Raw genomic sequence first — 13,777 nt, forward strand, 5'->3', positions numbered from 1 at the left:
ATGCGCATGATGGGCTGGCTCACGCGCTGGGCGAACATGTTGAAGGCGACGAACTGGCCGACGGTCAGCTCGTTGTTCATGACAAGGTGTGCGCCGTACCAGAGGGTGGCGGAGTTGACGAGCTTGCCGATGAGGTTGACGCCTTCGTGCGCCCAACTGGCGAGGTTCTGGGTCCGGAAGCTGGCTGAGACGTAGGCCGCGAGCTGGTTGTCCCAGCGGCGTCCGAAGGCGGGCTCGAGCGCGGTGGCCTTGACCGTCTGGATGGCACTGACGGTCTCCACCAGCATGGCCTGGTTCTCGGCACCGCGCGCGAACTTCTCGTCCAGGCGCCGGCGCAGGATGGGCACGACCGCGAGGCTGAGGCCGAAGTACAGCGGCATGCTCACGAGCACGATCAGCGTCAAAGGCACGCTGTAGAACAGCATGACCGCCACGAAGACAAGGGAGAAGACGACATCCAGCAGCACGGTGAGCGCATTGCCAGTGAGGAAGCTGCGGATGTTCTCCAGTTCGCGCACGCGGGCGACCGAGTCACCGACGCGCCGGGCCTGGAAATAGGCCAGGGGCAATTGCACGAGATGCCGGAACAGGCGCGCACCGAGTTCGACATCGATGCGATTCGTGGTGTGGCTGAAGACGTAGCTGCGCAGGCCGTTCAGCAGCGACTCAAAGACGACGACGACCACAAGGCCGATGACGAGCACGTCCAGCGTGGTCATGCCGCGGTGCACGAGCACCTTGTCCATGACGACCTGGAAGAACAGCGGGCTGACCAGCGCAAAGAGCTGCAGGATGAAGGAGATGAAGAGCACTTCGCCCAGCAGCTTGCGGTGCTTGACGAGGCTGGGGATGAACCAGGAGAAGTCGAACTTGGCGAGTTCGCCCGCGAGGGCAGCACGGCTGGTGATGAGGATGAGTTCGCCGGTCCAGTGGGCGGCGAAGACGTCCAGGGGTTCGATGACGGGGCGTGCGCTGTCGGCCGCAGGGTCTTGCAGCAGTACGCGCTGGGCATCGCACTGGGCGAGGATGACGAAGCGTTCGCTGCCGTCTTCGTTGCGCAGCACGGCCAGGGCGGGGAGCGGCGTCAGGGACAACCGCTCGGGGGTAGTGCGGGAGGACTTGGCCTTGAGACCCAGTTGCTTGGCTGCGCGCAGCAGCGTGGAAGTGTCGACGGGCTCGGAAGGCGTCAGGCCCAGTTGGTGCGCCAGCAATGACGCATCCGCTGCGACCTGGTGAAAGCGCGCAATGGTGCACAGCGCCGCCAAGGAAGCCATCGCCAAAATCGACGGTTCCGCCTCTCTTGATCCTTCACGCGCACTTGGCTTTGCGGCGGCCCCGGAGGGGCTCGCCATCGTGCTTTCCATTCGATCTCTCCCGATGCTGAACTCTGCGGTTCAGATCTTCGGAAGATATCGTGAGGGCTTGTCTTTGGGTTGAACGCAGTGAGAAAGAACAAGACTTAGAGGACTGGCAACAACGCAATGTCAGCCCAAGAAACCCCCGTGTCCCAAACGTTTCCGATCAGTCAATGCCCGCTCAATGCGATCCGCGCCCCTTACGCGTGTCGATGAACGCAATGATCTCGCCCATGATCCCCTTGCGGAACGCAAACACGCAGATCAGCAAGATCCGCCATGTCTCCTTGGGTTGGGTCGCCATGCTCTTGTAGCATCGCCCCCAGGCCGACCGGCACAGGCAAACCACGGGAGAGCACCACGCGATGACCGCGACATTCACTATTTCGGAAGACGACTACGTCGATGCGATGCGGCTCTACGGCAGGCTGCCGCGCCTCGCGCGATGGGTGGTGATTGCGATCGCCGTCGGGCTGCTGCTGGCTGCGATCTTCGGTTCGCGCCAGATCCAGTCGGGTGCGCTGGGCGGCCTCGTCGGCGGCACGCTGGTGCTGCTGGCCATGCGCTACATCGCCCTGCCGATGAGCGCACGCCGCCACTACCGCAAGTACAAGGCGATCCAGGACGAGTTCTCGGTGGACCTCCTGGAAGACGCGCTGCGCATCCGTGCCGCGCATGGCGAGAGCCGGCTCATCTGGGCGAACGTGCTCAAGTGGCGCCAGGACGACCGCTTCGTGCTGATGTACCTGATGCCGCGGCTCTTCCACGTGCTGCCCAAGTCGGTGGCATCGCAAGGCTTCGACGTCCCCGCGCTCGTCGAGCAGCTGAACCGCCACGTCGGCCCGGAGACCTGAGGCGACTCAGGCGCCCGCGGCGCCGCTCAACTGAAAGCGGAACACCGCGCCCTTGCCCGCCTGCGGCACCAGCCGGATGTCGCTGCCATGCAGCTGCAGGATGCGCTGCACGATCACCAGCCCCAACCCACCGTTGCCCGAACCGTCGCTGCGCGCACCGCTCATGAACACGGGCCGCACGAAAAGCCCCTTCTGCAACTCGCCCGGAATGCCCGGCCCCGTGTCGCTCACCTGCACCGCCACACCGGTATTTGCGGGCCGCAGCTGCACTTCGATTTCTCCGCCGGCCGGCGTGTGGCGGATGGCGTTGTCCAGCAGGTTGGTCAGCACGCGTTCGATCATCCCGAGGTCGGCCGACACCACCGGTAGGCCCGGCGCGATGTCGGGCTTGAGCTGCTGGTGCCGCGCCTCGGCCGCGAGTTCGAACTTCTGGAACACGTCCTGCACCAGGTCGGCGAGTGCGAAGTTCTCCTTCTCGGGCTTGACCACGCCGTATTCGAGCCGCGCGAGCTCGAACAGCTCCTGCGCCAGCCGGCCCACCTTGCGGCTCTGGCCGAGCGCGATCTCCAGGTAGCGCCGACGCTCTTCGTCGCTGAGCGTGCCGGCCTTGAGCAACAGGGTTTCGAGGTAACCGTGCAGCGATGTGAGCGGCGTGCGCAGGTCGTGCGAGATGTTCGCGAAGAGCTCGCGACGCTGCTGGTCCTGCAGCGTGAGCTCGCGCCATTGCTCCGCGATGCGGCGCGTCATTTGCGTGAAGGCCTGGCCCAGCAAAGCGATCTCGTCGCTGCCGTGCGAGAGCCGCTCCAGCGTGGGCGTCTCGCTTTCGAGCGAGGCGATGCCCTCGGTCTCGAAGCGCTTGACCGCCTTCGTCAACTCGCGCAGCGGCCGCGTGATGAGCCGGAACGCCGCCAGCCCCGCAATGAGCCCGAGCAACGCGACCAGCGCCATCGACCAGAGCGTGGTGCGCAGCACGTTGTCGGTCGCGACATGGGCCGCGAGCGCGTCGTAGTCCTCGCCCTGCAGCACCACGTACACATAGCCGGCATCGCGCCCGCCCATCTTCAGCGGCGCGGCGCTGAACACCTTGGCCGCATCGGCGCTGCGCGGATCGTCGCCCAGGATGGGCAGCGGCGCGCCCGACAGCAGCTTGCGGATCGGTTCCAGCGCGACACGGTCGCGCTTCATGTGGCCGGGCGGCGCGGCCTGTGCCTCGATGCGGCCATCGAGGCCCAGCAGGTAGACCTCCACGCTGGGGTTGACGGCCATCAGCTTGTCGAACAGGTCCTTCACCGCGGCCTGGTTCAGGCCTCCGGGCTGCATCAGCTCGGAGTTCCCGGCGATGTGCGCGGCGAGCCCGCCCGACAGGCGCTGCACCACCTCCTGCTCGTGCAACCCGCTCGATCGCATCTGCAGCCACGCCGAAGCGCCGTAGCAGGCCAGCAGCAGCGCCGCGAACACCATCGAGAGACGGCGCGAAAGCGTGGCCCAAGCCATCATGTAGCGCCCTCTTCTCCAGCGCCCGTCGGCGAGAGCTTGTAGCCCCGCCCCCACACGGTGAGGATGCGCCGCGGCTCGGCCGGATCGGCCTCGACCTTGGTGCGCAGCCGGTTGATGTGCGTGTTGACCGTGTGCTCGTAGCCGTCGTGCTGGTAGCCCCACACTTGGTTGAGCAAGTCCAGCCGCGAAAACACCTTGCCGGGGTTGCGCGCAAAGAAATACAGCAGGTCGAACTCGCGCGGCGTGAGCTCGATGAGCTTGCCATCCACGCGCACCTCGCGCGCCAGCGGCTCGATGTCCAGGTTGCCGAGCGTGAGGCTGCCCGACTCCATGCGCGCATTGCGCGCCAGCGCGTCGGTGCGCCGCATCAGCGCCTTCACCCGCGCCACCAGCTCCAGCACCGAGAAGGGCTTGGCCAGGTAGTCGTCGGCGCCCAGCTCCAGCCCGAGGATGCGGTGCACTTCGCTCGAGCGGGCACTGATGATGATGATCGGCGTGTAGCGCGCCATGGCACGGGCGCGGCGGCAGATCTCGAGGCCGTCGACGCCGGGCAGCATCAGATCGAGCACCAACGCGTCCCAGTTGCCGCGCTCCAGTTCGCGCAGGCCCGCGTGGCCGTCGGCGGCGTGATGCACTTCATAGCCCTCGTCGCGCAGGTGCATGCGAAGCAGTTCGGCGATGTGGGCGTCGTCCTCGACGATCAGCACGCGTTTGGGGGTGTCCATCCCGCGATTGTCCTGCGATACCGGCCCGGGAGTTATCACGATTAATTGAACTTTGCGTGATGAATCGGCCATGGGGTGCGCCCAAGAATCCACCCCATGAACAGCACAGCCCTCGCAAGCACTGCACCCGATGCCCGCCCCATCCACCCGCTGTGGATGCGCATCACCCACTGGCTCAACGCCCTGGCCGTGCTCGTGCTGGTGACCAGTGGCTGGCGCATCTACAACGCGGCGCCGTTCTTTACGTTCAGCATTCCGAACCCGGTGACGCTCGGCGGCTGGCTCGGCGGCGCGCTGCAGTGGCACTTTGCGGCGATGTGGCTGCTGGTGTTCAACGGGTTCGTGTACCTGGCCATCAACATTGCCAGTGGGCGGCTTGCCGCGAAGTTCTTCCCGGTCACGCCGGCCGGCATCTGGCACGACGCGCTCGCTGCCCTCAAAGGCAAGCTCTCGCATGCCGACCCGCGCCGCTACAACAGCGTTCAGCGCCTGGCCTACCTGTTCGTGATGCTCGACATCGTGGTGATCGTGCTCTCGGGCCTGGTGCTGTGGAAGTCGGTGCAGTTCGCCGTGCTGCGCGACCTGTTGGGCGGCTACGAGTTTGCGCGCCGCATCCATTTCTTCGGCATGGCCACGCTCGTAGCCTTCGTGGCCCTGCACCTGGTGATGGTGGCGCTGGTGCCTCGCACGCTTCTCACGATGATCCGCGGCCGCACCTCCAAGCAATCATGAATATCTTCAAAGCCCCCAAGATGAGCGGCGTCGACGGCGATGCCGTGGTGCGCGAAGCCCGCACGCTGATCGCGAAGAACCTCGACCAGCCTGCGCGCCGCGCCTTCCTGCAGCGTTCGCTCACGCTGGGTGGCCTCTCGCTGCTCACGGGTTGCAGCATCAGCGACGACAAGAACGTGGAAGCCGCCCTCTCGAAGATCTCGCGCTTCAACGACGAGGTGCAGGGCCTCATCTTCAGCCCCACGCAACTGGCCGAGACTTTCCCCGAATCGATGATCACGCGTCCCTTTCCGTTCAACGCCTACTACGGCGAGGACGAGATCCGCGAAGTCGACGAAGCTACCTACAAGCTCGAAGTGACCGGCATGGTCGCCGACAAGCGCAGCTGGGCGCTGCCCGAGCTGCGCGCCATGCCGCAGCACGACCAGGTCACGCGGCACATCTGCGTGGAGGGCTGGAGCGCCATCGGCAAGTGGGGCGGCGTGCGCTTTGCCGACTTTCTGCGCCACATCGGCGCGGACACCACCGCCAAATACGTCGGGTTCAAGTGCGCCGACGACTACTACACCAGCATCGACATGCCCACCGCGCTGCACCCGCAGACGCTTCTGGCGCTCACCTACGACGGCCAGCCGCTGCCGCCCAAATACGGCTTCCCGATGAAGCTGCGGATGCCGACCAAGCTTGGCTACAAGAACCCCAAGCACATCAAGGCGATTTTCGTCACCAACACCTACACAGGTGGCTACTGGGAAGACCAGGGCTACAACTGGTTCGGAGGGAGCTGAGGCGTCGTTTGCGACGCCTGAACTGCCGATGAAAAACGCGAAAGCAAAGACCTCAACCTCAACTCAAGGATTTCCAATGAACAAGCTCACCGCAACCCTGCTCGCAACCTGCATGGCCTTTGCCGGCGCCTCGGCCTTTGCCGCGGACGAAATGGCCAAGGATTCGATGTCGAAAGACGCGATGAAGAAAGACTCGATGGCCAAGGATTCCATGGCCAAAGACGGAATGAAGAAGGATTCGATGGCCAAGGACTCCATGTCCAAGGACGCCATGAAGAAAGACAGCATGGGCAAGGACGAGATGAAGAAGTAAGCGGCGCGCCATTGACGGCCGGTGGATTCGGCGGCAATGTCGCCGAATCCACCGGCTTCTTGCCTGCAGGCGCAACCCTTCTCAAGGCCCCCTCAAGGACAAACCATGAAATCCCTCGCACTCACCGCTGGCGCACTGGCTGCCGCAGCCCTGGTCTGGTATGCCGTGCCCTCCTTCGCCGAACCGGCCAGACGCGTGCCCGCCCCCACCGCCGACCTGGCCGCCCCGGCCAGCGCAAAAACCGAAACCGCCGTCTTCGCGGGCGGCTGCTTCTGGGGCGTGCAGGGCGTGTTCCAGCGCGTCAAGGGCGTGAGCAACGCGGTGTCGGGCTATGCCGGCGGCGACGCCAAGACCGCGCGCTACGACGAAGTGGGCTCGGGCCGCACCGGCCATGCCGAATCGGTGCGCATCACCTACGACCCCAAGCAGATCAGCTACGGCAAGCTGCTGCAGATCTACTTTTCGGTGGCGCACGACCCGACCGAGCTGAACCGGCAAGGCCCCGACACCGGCACGCAATACCGCTCCACCGTGTTCGCCGAGAACGCCGAGCAGGCCCGCATCGCCAAGGAATACATCGCGCAGCTGAACCAGGCCAAGACCTTCGGCAAACCGCTCGCGACCACCATCGAGGTGTCCAAGCCCTTCTACGCGGCCGAGGACTACCACCAGGACTACCTCACGCTCAACCCGAGCCAGCCCTACATCGCGATCAACGACATGCCCAAGATCGACGACCTGAAGAAGCTGTTCCCTGAGAGCTACAAGGCCACGCCGTCATTGGTGCGCGCGGCGAAGGCGAGTTGATCAGAGCAGCTTCGCGCGCTTCGCCTGTTCGGTGAGCTCCGTCCGGAAATCCGGGTGCGCGATCGCGATGAGTTCCTGCGCCCGCTGCTTGGCCGACTTGCCGCGCAGCTGCGCCACGCCGTATTCGGTGACCACATAGTTGATGTCGTTCTTGCTCGTGCTCACATGCGTCCCGGGCGACAGCGAGGGCACGATGCGCGAGATGGTGTCGCCCTTCGCCGTCGAGGGCACCACGATGAAGGCCTTGCCGCCGCGCGAACGATTGGCCGCGCGCACGAAGTCCGACTGTCCGCCCGTGCCCGAGTACGGCGCGTGCCCCAGGCTTTCTGAGCCGCACTGGCCCAGCAGGTCGATCTGCAAGGTGGCGTTGATGGCGATCAGGTTGTCGTTCAACCCCGCGAGCGCAGGGTCGTTGGTGAAGTTCACTGGATGCATCTCCAGCGACGGATTGCGGTCCATGAAGCGGTAAAGCTTGCCGGACCCCAGCGCGAATGTGGCGATGGTCTTGCCGGGCAGGTAGTTCTTGCGCCGATTGGTGACGGCACCGCTTTCGATCAGCGTGAGGATGCCATCGCCGATCATCTCGGTGTGGATGCCCAGGTCGTGCTTGTGCGTGAGCTGCATCACCACCGCATCGGGAATGCCGCCGTAGCCGATCTGCAGCGTCGAGCCGTCGTCGATCAGGTCGGCCACGTGCTTGCCGATGGCCTCCTGCACCGGGCCGATCTTCGGGAGGCCTACTTCCATGACCGGCGCATCGCTTTCGACCAGCGCGGCCACCTGCGAGATGTGCACATGGCAGTTGCCGTGCGCGAAGGGCACGTTCGGGTTCACCTCGAGCACTACTGCGCGCGCCTTGGCAACAGCGGCCATCGTGTAGTCGGCACCCAGGCTCAGCGCGAAGTAGCCGTGCGCGTCCATCGGCGAGGCCATGCTGAAGACCACCTCGGCAGGGATCTGGCCGCGCTCGATCTGCGCGGGAATCTCCGAGAAGTAGTTGGGGATGAAATCGATCCACCCCTCCTGCCCGCCCGCGCGCGTGGCGCCGCCGAAGAACAGCGCGACGTGCCGCACATGCTCCACCGTCTCGGGATCGATGTAGGCGTACCTGCGCATCGCGAGGATCTGCGCGACCTTGACGTCGCGGAAATCGCGGCGTTGTTCGGACAACGCCGTGAGCAACGACGGCGGCTCGCCGACGCCGGTCGGCACGATGATGAGATCGCCGTTGCGCACCAGGCGCACGGCATCGGCGGCGGAGACGCGTTTCTTCGCGTACTGATCCTGGACAGTCATTCGTTCTTTCTGTTCATCGAGGCGCATCGGCCTGCGCGTCGTAGCTGCCGCCGCGCGCGGCCTTGTTGCAGCCCGTGCGGAACACGAGCGCCTGCTGGGCCTGTGCGACGTTGGCGGCCTGGCCCTTCCAGAGGTCGAGCGCCGGTTGCTGCACGGCACGCGAGAACGAGAAGGTCAGCGCCCAGGGCATGCGCGACTTGAACTTCAGGTTCATCGCGTTGAGCCGCGCGGAAGCCAGTTGCGCCGACTGCCCGCCCGAGAGAAACGCCACGCCCGGCACGGCGGCCGGCACCGTACGCAAGAGGCACGCGACCGTGGCATCGGCCACCGCATCCACGCTGTCTTGCGTCTTGCTGCCTTGCCCCGGCAGCACCATGTTCGGCTTGAGCAGCATGCCTTCGAGCACCACGCCCTGCGCATTCAGCTGGATGAACACTTCGCGCAAGACCTCTTCGGTGACCTCGGCGCATCGCGCGAGCGAATGGTCGCCGTCCATCAGCACTTCAGGCTCGACGATGGGCACGACGCCGGCCTCCTGGCACAACGCCGCGTAGCGTGCGAGCGCATGCGCGTTGACATCGATGCAGGCCCGCGTGGGCAAGCCGTCGCCAATGGCGATCACCCCGCGCCACTTGGCGAAGCGGGCGCCCATGCCGACGTACTCGGCCAGCCGCTCGCGCAGGCCATCGAGGCCTTCGGTGACGGTCTCACCCGGATGGCCGGGCAACGCCTTCGCGCCCGTATCGACCTTGATGCCGGGGATGATTCCCGCGTCGGCCAGCGCCTGGGCGAAAGGCTTGCCTGCATTGGTTTTCTGGCGGATCGTTTCATCGAACAGGATCGCGCCACTGATGCTGCCGGCGAGGCCGGGCGCAGTGACGATCAGCTCGCGCCAGTCGCGCCTGGCATCCGCCGTTTGCGGAATGCCCAGCGCGGCGAAGCGCTTGTTGCAGGTGGCATTGCTCTCGTCCATCGCGAGCAGGCCCTTGTTGCCGGCGACCAGCGCCTGGGCGGTATCGATCAATGTCTGTGCAGTCATTGGGGCACCTTTCTGGCGGGCATGGTACGCCCCTGCCCCCGCTGCATCTAGATCACGTTCTTCTCGAGCAAGGGCTTGTTGTCCAGGATGCGCGCGAACGAGACCGGCGAAAGGTCGAGGCTGCGGTAACCGCCGAAGCGGATCAGCTCCGCAATGCCGCGCCCCGCAGCCGGGCATTGCTGCAGCCCGTGGCCCGAGAAGCCGTTCGCGAAGAACAGGTTGTCGCAGTCCGGGTGCAGGCCGAGGATCGCGTTGTGGTCAAACACGTTCATCTCGTAGTAGCCGGCCCAGGCGCCAGTCATGCGGATGGCTTCGAAGGCGGGAATGCGTTCGGCCAGCGCGGGCCAGATGAGTTCGTCGAAGGCGCCGTACTCGACATCGAGCGGCGCGTCGTCGTGGTCCTGGTCTTCGGGCGGCGCAAAGCCGCAGATGAACTGGCGGCCTTCGGGGCGCAGCCAGATGCCCGAGGTGTCGATGATCAGCGGGCAGCCCGGCAGCGTCTCGGGACATGAGAAGCTGAACACGCTGCGGCGTCGGCCGCGCACCGGCAGGTCGATGCCGGCCCATCCGGCCACCTTCGCGGCCCAGGCGCCTGCGGCGTTGACGACGATGTCGGCTTCGAGCGTCTCGCCGCTGTCCAGCTGCACGGCGGTGACTGTGCGGCCGTTGCGCCGCAGCCCCGTCGCATGCGCCTGCACGTACCGCACCCCCTGCGACGCGGCCTTCTTGCGGAAGGCCTGCAGCAGGCTGTAGCCGTCATACCAGCCCTCGCCCGAGAGGCCCAGCGATGCGAGTTCGACGCCCTCGGTCGATATCCATGGGAAGCGCGCCTTCAGTTCGTCGGGCGTCATCAGCGCCACGTCCACCGCGTGCGCCTTCTGCGTTGCGTGGTTCTCGCGCAGCACCTCCACGCCCGCAGCAGAAGCCAGGTACAGGTAGCCCGGCTCGACGAGGCCGATGTCCGGCACGTCGTCGCCGACGCGCAAGGTCTCGCCCAGATGCCGGAAGAAGTCGATGCCGTAGAGCGACATCTCGATGTTGATGGCGGTGGAGAACTGCTGGCGGATCGAACTGGCCGACAGCGCCGACGAGGCCTGCTTGTACGAGAAGTCGCGCTCGACCACCGTGACCTCGAAAGGCTCCGCCTCCGGGTCCTGGGTCAGAAAGTACGCGATGGCCGAGCCGATGGCCCCGCCGCCGATGATCACCACTCGCCGCATGAATGTCTTCCGTTCATCGTTGCTGTTGATGCGTGTACGCCAGTTGCGCCGCCGCCAGATCCCACAGCGCATGCCCCACGGTCTTGATCAGCACCGGCCGGTCTTGCGTTGCCGGCTCCGCGTTGGCGAAGGCCTGCACGGTGGACCAGTCGACGCCCGCCTGAATCAGGTCGCCCGCCTCGTTGCGCGCACCCTCCAGCGTATCCACAAACACGGCGCAGCGGCGCACGAGTTCGGGCGGCACCTCGGCCATGTCGGCGCGGTAGGCGCCGACGGCGATCACCGTTGCGTCCGGTCGCACCTTCGGCGGGATCACGGGTGTCGAAGAATTGGTCGTGGCGACGATCACGTCGGCCTTTTCGCTGACCTGCGCCGGATCGGCGATTGCGCTGGCGTCCACGCCGAGCGTGCGCATGTGCTGCGCCAGTTGTTCGGCATGAGCTTCGGTGCGCGCGTGAATCCACAGATGGCGCACGCCTGCGACTTCCGCAAACGCCTCGGCATGCGAACGCGCCTGCACGCCCGCGCCGATCAGCAACATGCGGCCACCGACAACGCGCCCTGCCCTTGCGGCTCCGGCCAGCGACAACGCCGCGGTGCGACGCGCGGTCAACACATTGCCGTCCATCGCTAGCAGCCGGGCGCCGGTGGCGGCGTCCATCAGCGTGACCTCGCCCTGCACCACGGGCAATCCGAGTCCGGCGTTCGCTGCATGCACGGTCACGGTCTTGAGCGCTGCGAAGCGCGCGTCCGCCGCAGGCATCAGCAGCAGCACGCCGCCGCCCGCGAGCGGCACCGAGGTCCGGGTCGCGGCATGCGCCTCGCCCCGGCGCTCTCGCTCGAACATCTGCAGCAGCGCCTCGACCAGCGCCCCGTAAGGCAGCGCCGCTGCCGTTTCCGCCGCGTTCAGCGTCCGCATGCGTGCCGAGTTCAGGAGCCGGCCACTCGGACGCGCTTGCCGTCCTTGTAGGTGAAGACGGTGAAGTCCGGCTTCTGCAGGTTGCCCTTGGCATCGAAGCTGATGGCGCCGGTGACGCCGTCGAACTTCACCTTGCGCATCGCGGGCAGGTAGGCCTCGGGTTCGACCGAGTTGGCCGCGCGCATGCCGGCGGCGAGCGCCATCATGGCGTCGTAGAGGTACGGCGCATAGGTCAGCACCTCGACGCCGAAGCGGGCCTTGTAGCGCTGCTCGAACTCTGCACCCTTGGAAGTCTTCTCGATCTCCTTGCCGCCGCGCGTGCAGTACAGCAGGTCGTCGACCGCGCCTGCGCTGATCTTGGCGACCTCGTTGGTGCACAGGCCATCGGTGCCCAGCAGCTTGGCGGTAATGCCCAGCTGCTTCATCTGCCGTGCGATCAGGCCGCCCTGCGCGTCCATGCCGCCGTAGAACACCACGTCGGGCTGCTTGGCCTTGATGCTGGTGAGGATGGCCATGAAGTCGGTGGCCTTGTCGCTGCCGAACTCCTGCGCGACGATGGTGCCGCCCAGGCCCTTCACGCCGCGCGTGAACACCTCGGCCGCGCCCTGGCCGTAGGCGGTGCGGTCGTCGATCACCGCGATCTTCCTGGCCTTGAGGTCTTTCACCGTGAAGTCGGCAATGGCCATGCCCACGTCGTCGTCGCTCGCCAGGATGCGGAAGACGTTGTTGTAGCCCTGCTTGGTGAAGGTCGGGTTGGTGGCGGTCGACACGTCGGGCAGGCCCGCGCGGCTGTAGACGGCCGAGGCCGGGATCGCGGCGCCCGAGTTGAAGTGGCCGAGCATGCCCTTGACGCCCATGTCGGCCAGCTTGTTGGCGACCACCATGGCCTGCTTCGGGTCGGCCTGGTCGTCTTCGGACTGCAGCACGAACTTGATCTTCTTGCCGCCGATGACGAGGCCCTGCTTGTTCAGGTCTTCGACCGCAAGGCGCGCCCCGTTGTCGTTGTCCTTGCCCCAGTGGGCGGCGCCGCCGGTGAGCGAGCCGGCGTGGCCGATGGTGACGGTCTGCTCGGCCTGCGCGAGCGCGGCGGTGGGCAGACCAAGAACGGAAGCCAGTGCAATGCCCAGGGCAGTGCGACGGGTGCGCAAGACAATCATCGGAAGTCTCCTCATATCGTTGGCGGGGTCGAGCCGCAGAATAGAGTCGCGGCGGCATGCGAAACAAACGCTAAATACTCACAACGTTGTGCACCGCCGGAAGGACCGGACAACGAGACCGCCGGGCACGGCAGGTGCTTGCGGCAGCAGGACAGAAGAGACAACAGGCATTCGATGAGAAAAGACATTCCCAACCTGGGCGCACTGCAGGCCTTCGAGGCCTCGGCGCGGCTGGGGAGCTTCACCCGCGCGGCGGCCGAGCTGGCGCTGACGCAGAGCGCGGTCGGGCGGCAGGTGGCGATGCTGGAGCAGCGGCTCGGCGTGCCCCTCTTCTCGCGCGTGCGCCGGCGCTTGACGCTCACCGACGTCGGGCGCGAATACGCGGCGCGCATCCGCCGGCACCTCGACCAGATCCGGCGCGACACGCTCGAGATCAGCGCCGGCCACGACATGGGCTTCGTGCTGGAACTGGCCGTCGTGCCGACCTTCGCGACGCAGTGGCTGATTCCGCGGCTGCCCGATTTCAGCCGGCTGCATCCGAACATCACGGTCAATCTGTCGGCGCGCTCGCAGCCCTTCTCCTTCCAGGAAAACGCATACGACGCGGCGATCTATTTCGGCGACCAGTTCTGGCCCAACACGCGCGGCGGGCTGATCTTTGCCGAGGGCCAGATGGTGCCGATCTGCAGCCCCGCCTTTCGCGACGCCAACGGACCGTGGGACGAAGCCGGCTTCGAGCGCTGCCGGCATGTGCACCTGAGCACGCGCGCACATGCATGGCGCGACTGGTATGCCCAGCAGGGCTGGGACTACACGGTGCACGCCTCGCGCGGACCGCGCTACGAGCTCTTCACGATGGTGGTCGCCGCGACGGCCGCGGGCATGGGCGTAGGCCTCGCGCCGCGCATCCTGATCGAACACGAACTGCGCACCGGCGAACTGGTGATCCCCGTGGACCGGCACCTCGACGTGCCGCAGGGCTACTACTTCGCGTACCCCGAAGGCCGTCCGGCCTCCGGGGCGCTGGAGCAGTTCAAGCAGTGGGTGCTCGGCTTGACGCCTGCCTAGAACCCCT

At 66.2% G+C, this 13,777-nt stretch carries 15 protein-coding genes; 6 read left to right on the forward strand and 9 right to left on the reverse strand.

Annotated elements, in window-relative coordinates; genetic code table 11:
- Both M2282_RS05185 and M2282_RS05190 read right to left on the reverse strand, forming a co-directional pair.
- The coding region (locus M2282_RS05185) for an ABC transporter transmembrane domain-containing protein (protein WP_280807721.1) at positions 1–1,274 on the reverse strand (1,274 nt) is incomplete at its 3' end.
- Between the two features lie 262 nt (positions 1,275–1,536).
- Positions 1,537–1,659 carry a hypothetical protein gene (locus M2282_RS05190; RefSeq protein ID WP_280807722.1) on the reverse strand — a complete coding sequence of 41 codons (123 nt, stop codon included), beginning with the start codon at positions 1,657–1,659 and terminating at the stop codon, positions 1,537–1,539.
- 61 nt (positions 1,660–1,720) lie between these two features.
- On the opposite strand from M2282_RS05190, the gene M2282_RS05195 reads away from it, so the two are divergent.
- Positions 1,721–2,209 carry a YcxB family protein gene (locus tag M2282_RS05195; protein WP_280807723.1) on the forward strand — a complete coding sequence of 163 codons (489 nt, stop codon included), beginning with the start codon at positions 1,721–1,723 and terminating at the stop codon, positions 2,207–2,209.
- A 6-nt stretch (positions 2,210–2,215) separates the two neighbouring features.
- Here M2282_RS05195 and M2282_RS05200 read toward each other — a convergent pair whose 3' ends face one another.
- Together M2282_RS05200 and M2282_RS05205 are read right to left on the reverse strand one after the other, a co-directional pair.
- Positions 2,216–3,706, reverse strand: coding sequence for an ATP-binding protein (locus tag M2282_RS05200; protein WP_432422867.1), 1,491 nt, complete (start codon positions 3,704–3,706; stop codon positions 2,216–2,218).
- A complete protein-coding gene (locus M2282_RS05205; protein ID WP_280807724.1) occupies positions 3,703–4,431 on the reverse strand; it encodes a response regulator transcription factor in 729 nt (242 codons plus the stop codon). The genes M2282_RS05200 and M2282_RS05205 overlap by 4 nt, the downstream gene beginning before the upstream one ends.
- 96 nt (positions 4,432–4,527) lie before the next feature.
- On the opposite strand from M2282_RS05205, the gene M2282_RS05210 reads away from it, so the two are divergent.
- The 4 genes from M2282_RS05210 to msrA all read left to right on the forward strand — a co-directional run bounded on the left by M2282_RS05210 (position 4,528) and on the right by msrA (position 7,071).
- On the forward strand, positions 4,528–5,163 hold the full coding sequence (locus M2282_RS05210; RefSeq protein ID WP_280807725.1) for a cytochrome b/b6 domain-containing protein: 636 nt from the start codon (positions 4,528–4,530) through the stop codon (positions 5,161–5,163).
- On the forward strand, positions 5,160–5,951 hold the full coding sequence (locus M2282_RS05215) for a molybdopterin-binding protein (RefSeq protein ID WP_280807726.1): 792 nt from the start codon (positions 5,160–5,162) through the stop codon (positions 5,949–5,951). Before M2282_RS05210 ends, M2282_RS05215 begins: the two co-directional genes overlap by 4 nt.
- Before the next feature lie 76 nt (positions 5,952–6,027).
- Positions 6,028–6,264: a pentapeptide MXKDX repeat protein gene (locus M2282_RS05220; protein WP_280807727.1), complete on the forward strand. Its 237-nt coding sequence runs from the start codon at positions 6,028–6,030 to the stop codon at positions 6,262–6,264.
- 105 nt (positions 6,265–6,369) lie between these two features.
- Positions 6,370–7,071 (forward strand): peptide-methionine (S)-S-oxide reductase MsrA, encoded by a 702-nt coding sequence (gene msrA, locus M2282_RS05225; protein ID WP_280807728.1) that lies wholly within the window; start codon positions 6,370–6,372, stop codon positions 7,069–7,071.
- On the opposite strand, the gene M2282_RS05230 is transcribed toward msrA, so the two are convergent.
- Genes M2282_RS05230 through M2282_RS05250 form a run of 5 tightly spaced genes read right to left on the reverse strand, consistent with a single transcriptional unit; the run spans position 7,072 to position 12,702 of the window.
- Positions 7,072–8,367, reverse strand: coding sequence for an acetyl-CoA hydrolase/transferase family protein (locus M2282_RS05230; RefSeq protein ID WP_280807729.1), 1,296 nt, complete (start codon positions 8,365–8,367; stop codon positions 7,072–7,074). It abuts the gene before it with no gap.
- 13 nt (positions 8,368–8,380) lie between these two features.
- Positions 8,381–9,406 (reverse strand): class I fructose-bisphosphate aldolase, encoded by a 1,026-nt coding sequence (locus tag M2282_RS05235; RefSeq protein ID WP_280807730.1) that lies wholly within the window; start codon positions 9,404–9,406, stop codon positions 8,381–8,383.
- A 47-nt stretch (positions 9,407–9,453) separates the two neighbouring features.
- Complete coding sequence (locus tag M2282_RS05240) at positions 9,454–10,626, reverse strand: NAD(P)/FAD-dependent oxidoreductase (RefSeq protein WP_280807731.1); 1,173 nt, start codon at positions 10,624–10,626, stop codon at positions 9,454–9,456.
- 13 nt (positions 10,627–10,639) lie between these two features.
- Complete coding sequence (locus M2282_RS05245; RefSeq protein ID WP_280807732.1) at positions 10,640–11,545, reverse strand: delta(1)-pyrroline-2-carboxylate reductase family protein; 906 nt, start codon at positions 11,543–11,545, stop codon at positions 10,640–10,642.
- A gap of 11 nt (positions 11,546–11,556) precedes the next feature.
- Positions 11,557–12,702 (reverse strand): branched-chain amino acid ABC transporter substrate-binding protein, encoded by a 1,146-nt coding sequence (locus M2282_RS05250; protein WP_280807733.1) that lies wholly within the window; start codon positions 12,700–12,702, stop codon positions 11,557–11,559.
- Positions 12,703–12,876: 174 nt separating this feature from the next.
- Between M2282_RS05250 and M2282_RS05255 the strand changes: the two genes are divergently transcribed.
- Positions 12,877–13,770, forward strand: a complete 894-nt coding sequence (locus tag M2282_RS05255; RefSeq protein ID WP_280807734.1) for a LysR substrate-binding domain-containing protein — start codon at positions 12,877–12,879, stop codon at positions 13,768–13,770.
- Positions 13,771–13,777 lie beyond the last annotated feature (7 nt).

The sequence above is a fragment of the Variovorax boronicumulans genome (assembly GCF_029892485.1).
Taxonomy (GTDB): domain Bacteria; phylum Pseudomonadota; class Gammaproteobacteria; order Burkholderiales; family Burkholderiaceae_C; genus Variovorax; species Variovorax boronicumulans_B.

Coding starts and splice junctions, on each gene's coding strand:
- M2282_RS05190 (WP_280807722.1), bottom strand. CDS start 1,659: ATGGCGACCCAACCCAAGGAGACATGGCGGATCTTGCTGATCTGCGTG.
- M2282_RS05195 (WP_280807723.1), top strand. CDS start 1,721: ATGACCGCGACATTCACTATTTCGGAAGACGACTACGTCGATGCGATG.
- M2282_RS05200 (WP_432422867.1), bottom strand. CDS start 3,706: ATGATGGCTTGGGCCACGCTTTCGCGCCGTCTCTCGATGGTGTTCGCG.
- M2282_RS05205 (WP_280807724.1), bottom strand. CDS start 4,431: ATGGACACCCCCAAACGCGTGCTGATCGTCGAGGACGACGCCCACATC.
- M2282_RS05210 (WP_280807725.1), top strand. CDS start 4,528: ATGAACAGCACAGCCCTCGCAAGCACTGCACCCGATGCCCGCCCCATC.
- M2282_RS05215 (WP_280807726.1), top strand. CDS start 5,160: ATGAATATCTTCAAAGCCCCCAAGATGAGCGGCGTCGACGGCGATGCC.
- M2282_RS05220 (WP_280807727.1), top strand. CDS start 6,028: ATGAACAAGCTCACCGCAACCCTGCTCGCAACCTGCATGGCCTTTGCC.
- msrA (WP_280807728.1), top strand. CDS start 6,370: ATGAAATCCCTCGCACTCACCGCTGGCGCACTGGCTGCCGCAGCCCTG.
- M2282_RS05230 (WP_280807729.1), bottom strand. CDS start 8,367: ATGACTGTCCAGGATCAGTACGCGAAGAAACGCGTCTCCGCCGCCGAT.
- M2282_RS05235 (WP_280807730.1), bottom strand. CDS start 9,406: ATGACTGCACAGACATTGATCGATACCGCCCAGGCGCTGGTCGCCGGC.
- M2282_RS05240 (WP_280807731.1), bottom strand. CDS start 10,626: ATGCGGCGAGTGGTGATCATCGGCGGCGGGGCCATCGGCTCGGCCATC.
- M2282_RS05245 (WP_280807732.1), bottom strand. CDS start 11,545: ATGCGGACGCTGAACGCGGCGGAAACGGCAGCGGCGCTGCCTTACGGG.
- M2282_RS05250 (WP_280807733.1), bottom strand. CDS start 12,702: ATGATTGTCTTGCGCACCCGTCGCACTGCCCTGGGCATTGCACTGGCT.
- M2282_RS05255 (WP_280807734.1), top strand. CDS start 12,877: ATGAGAAAAGACATTCCCAACCTGGGCGCACTGCAGGCCTTCGAGGCC.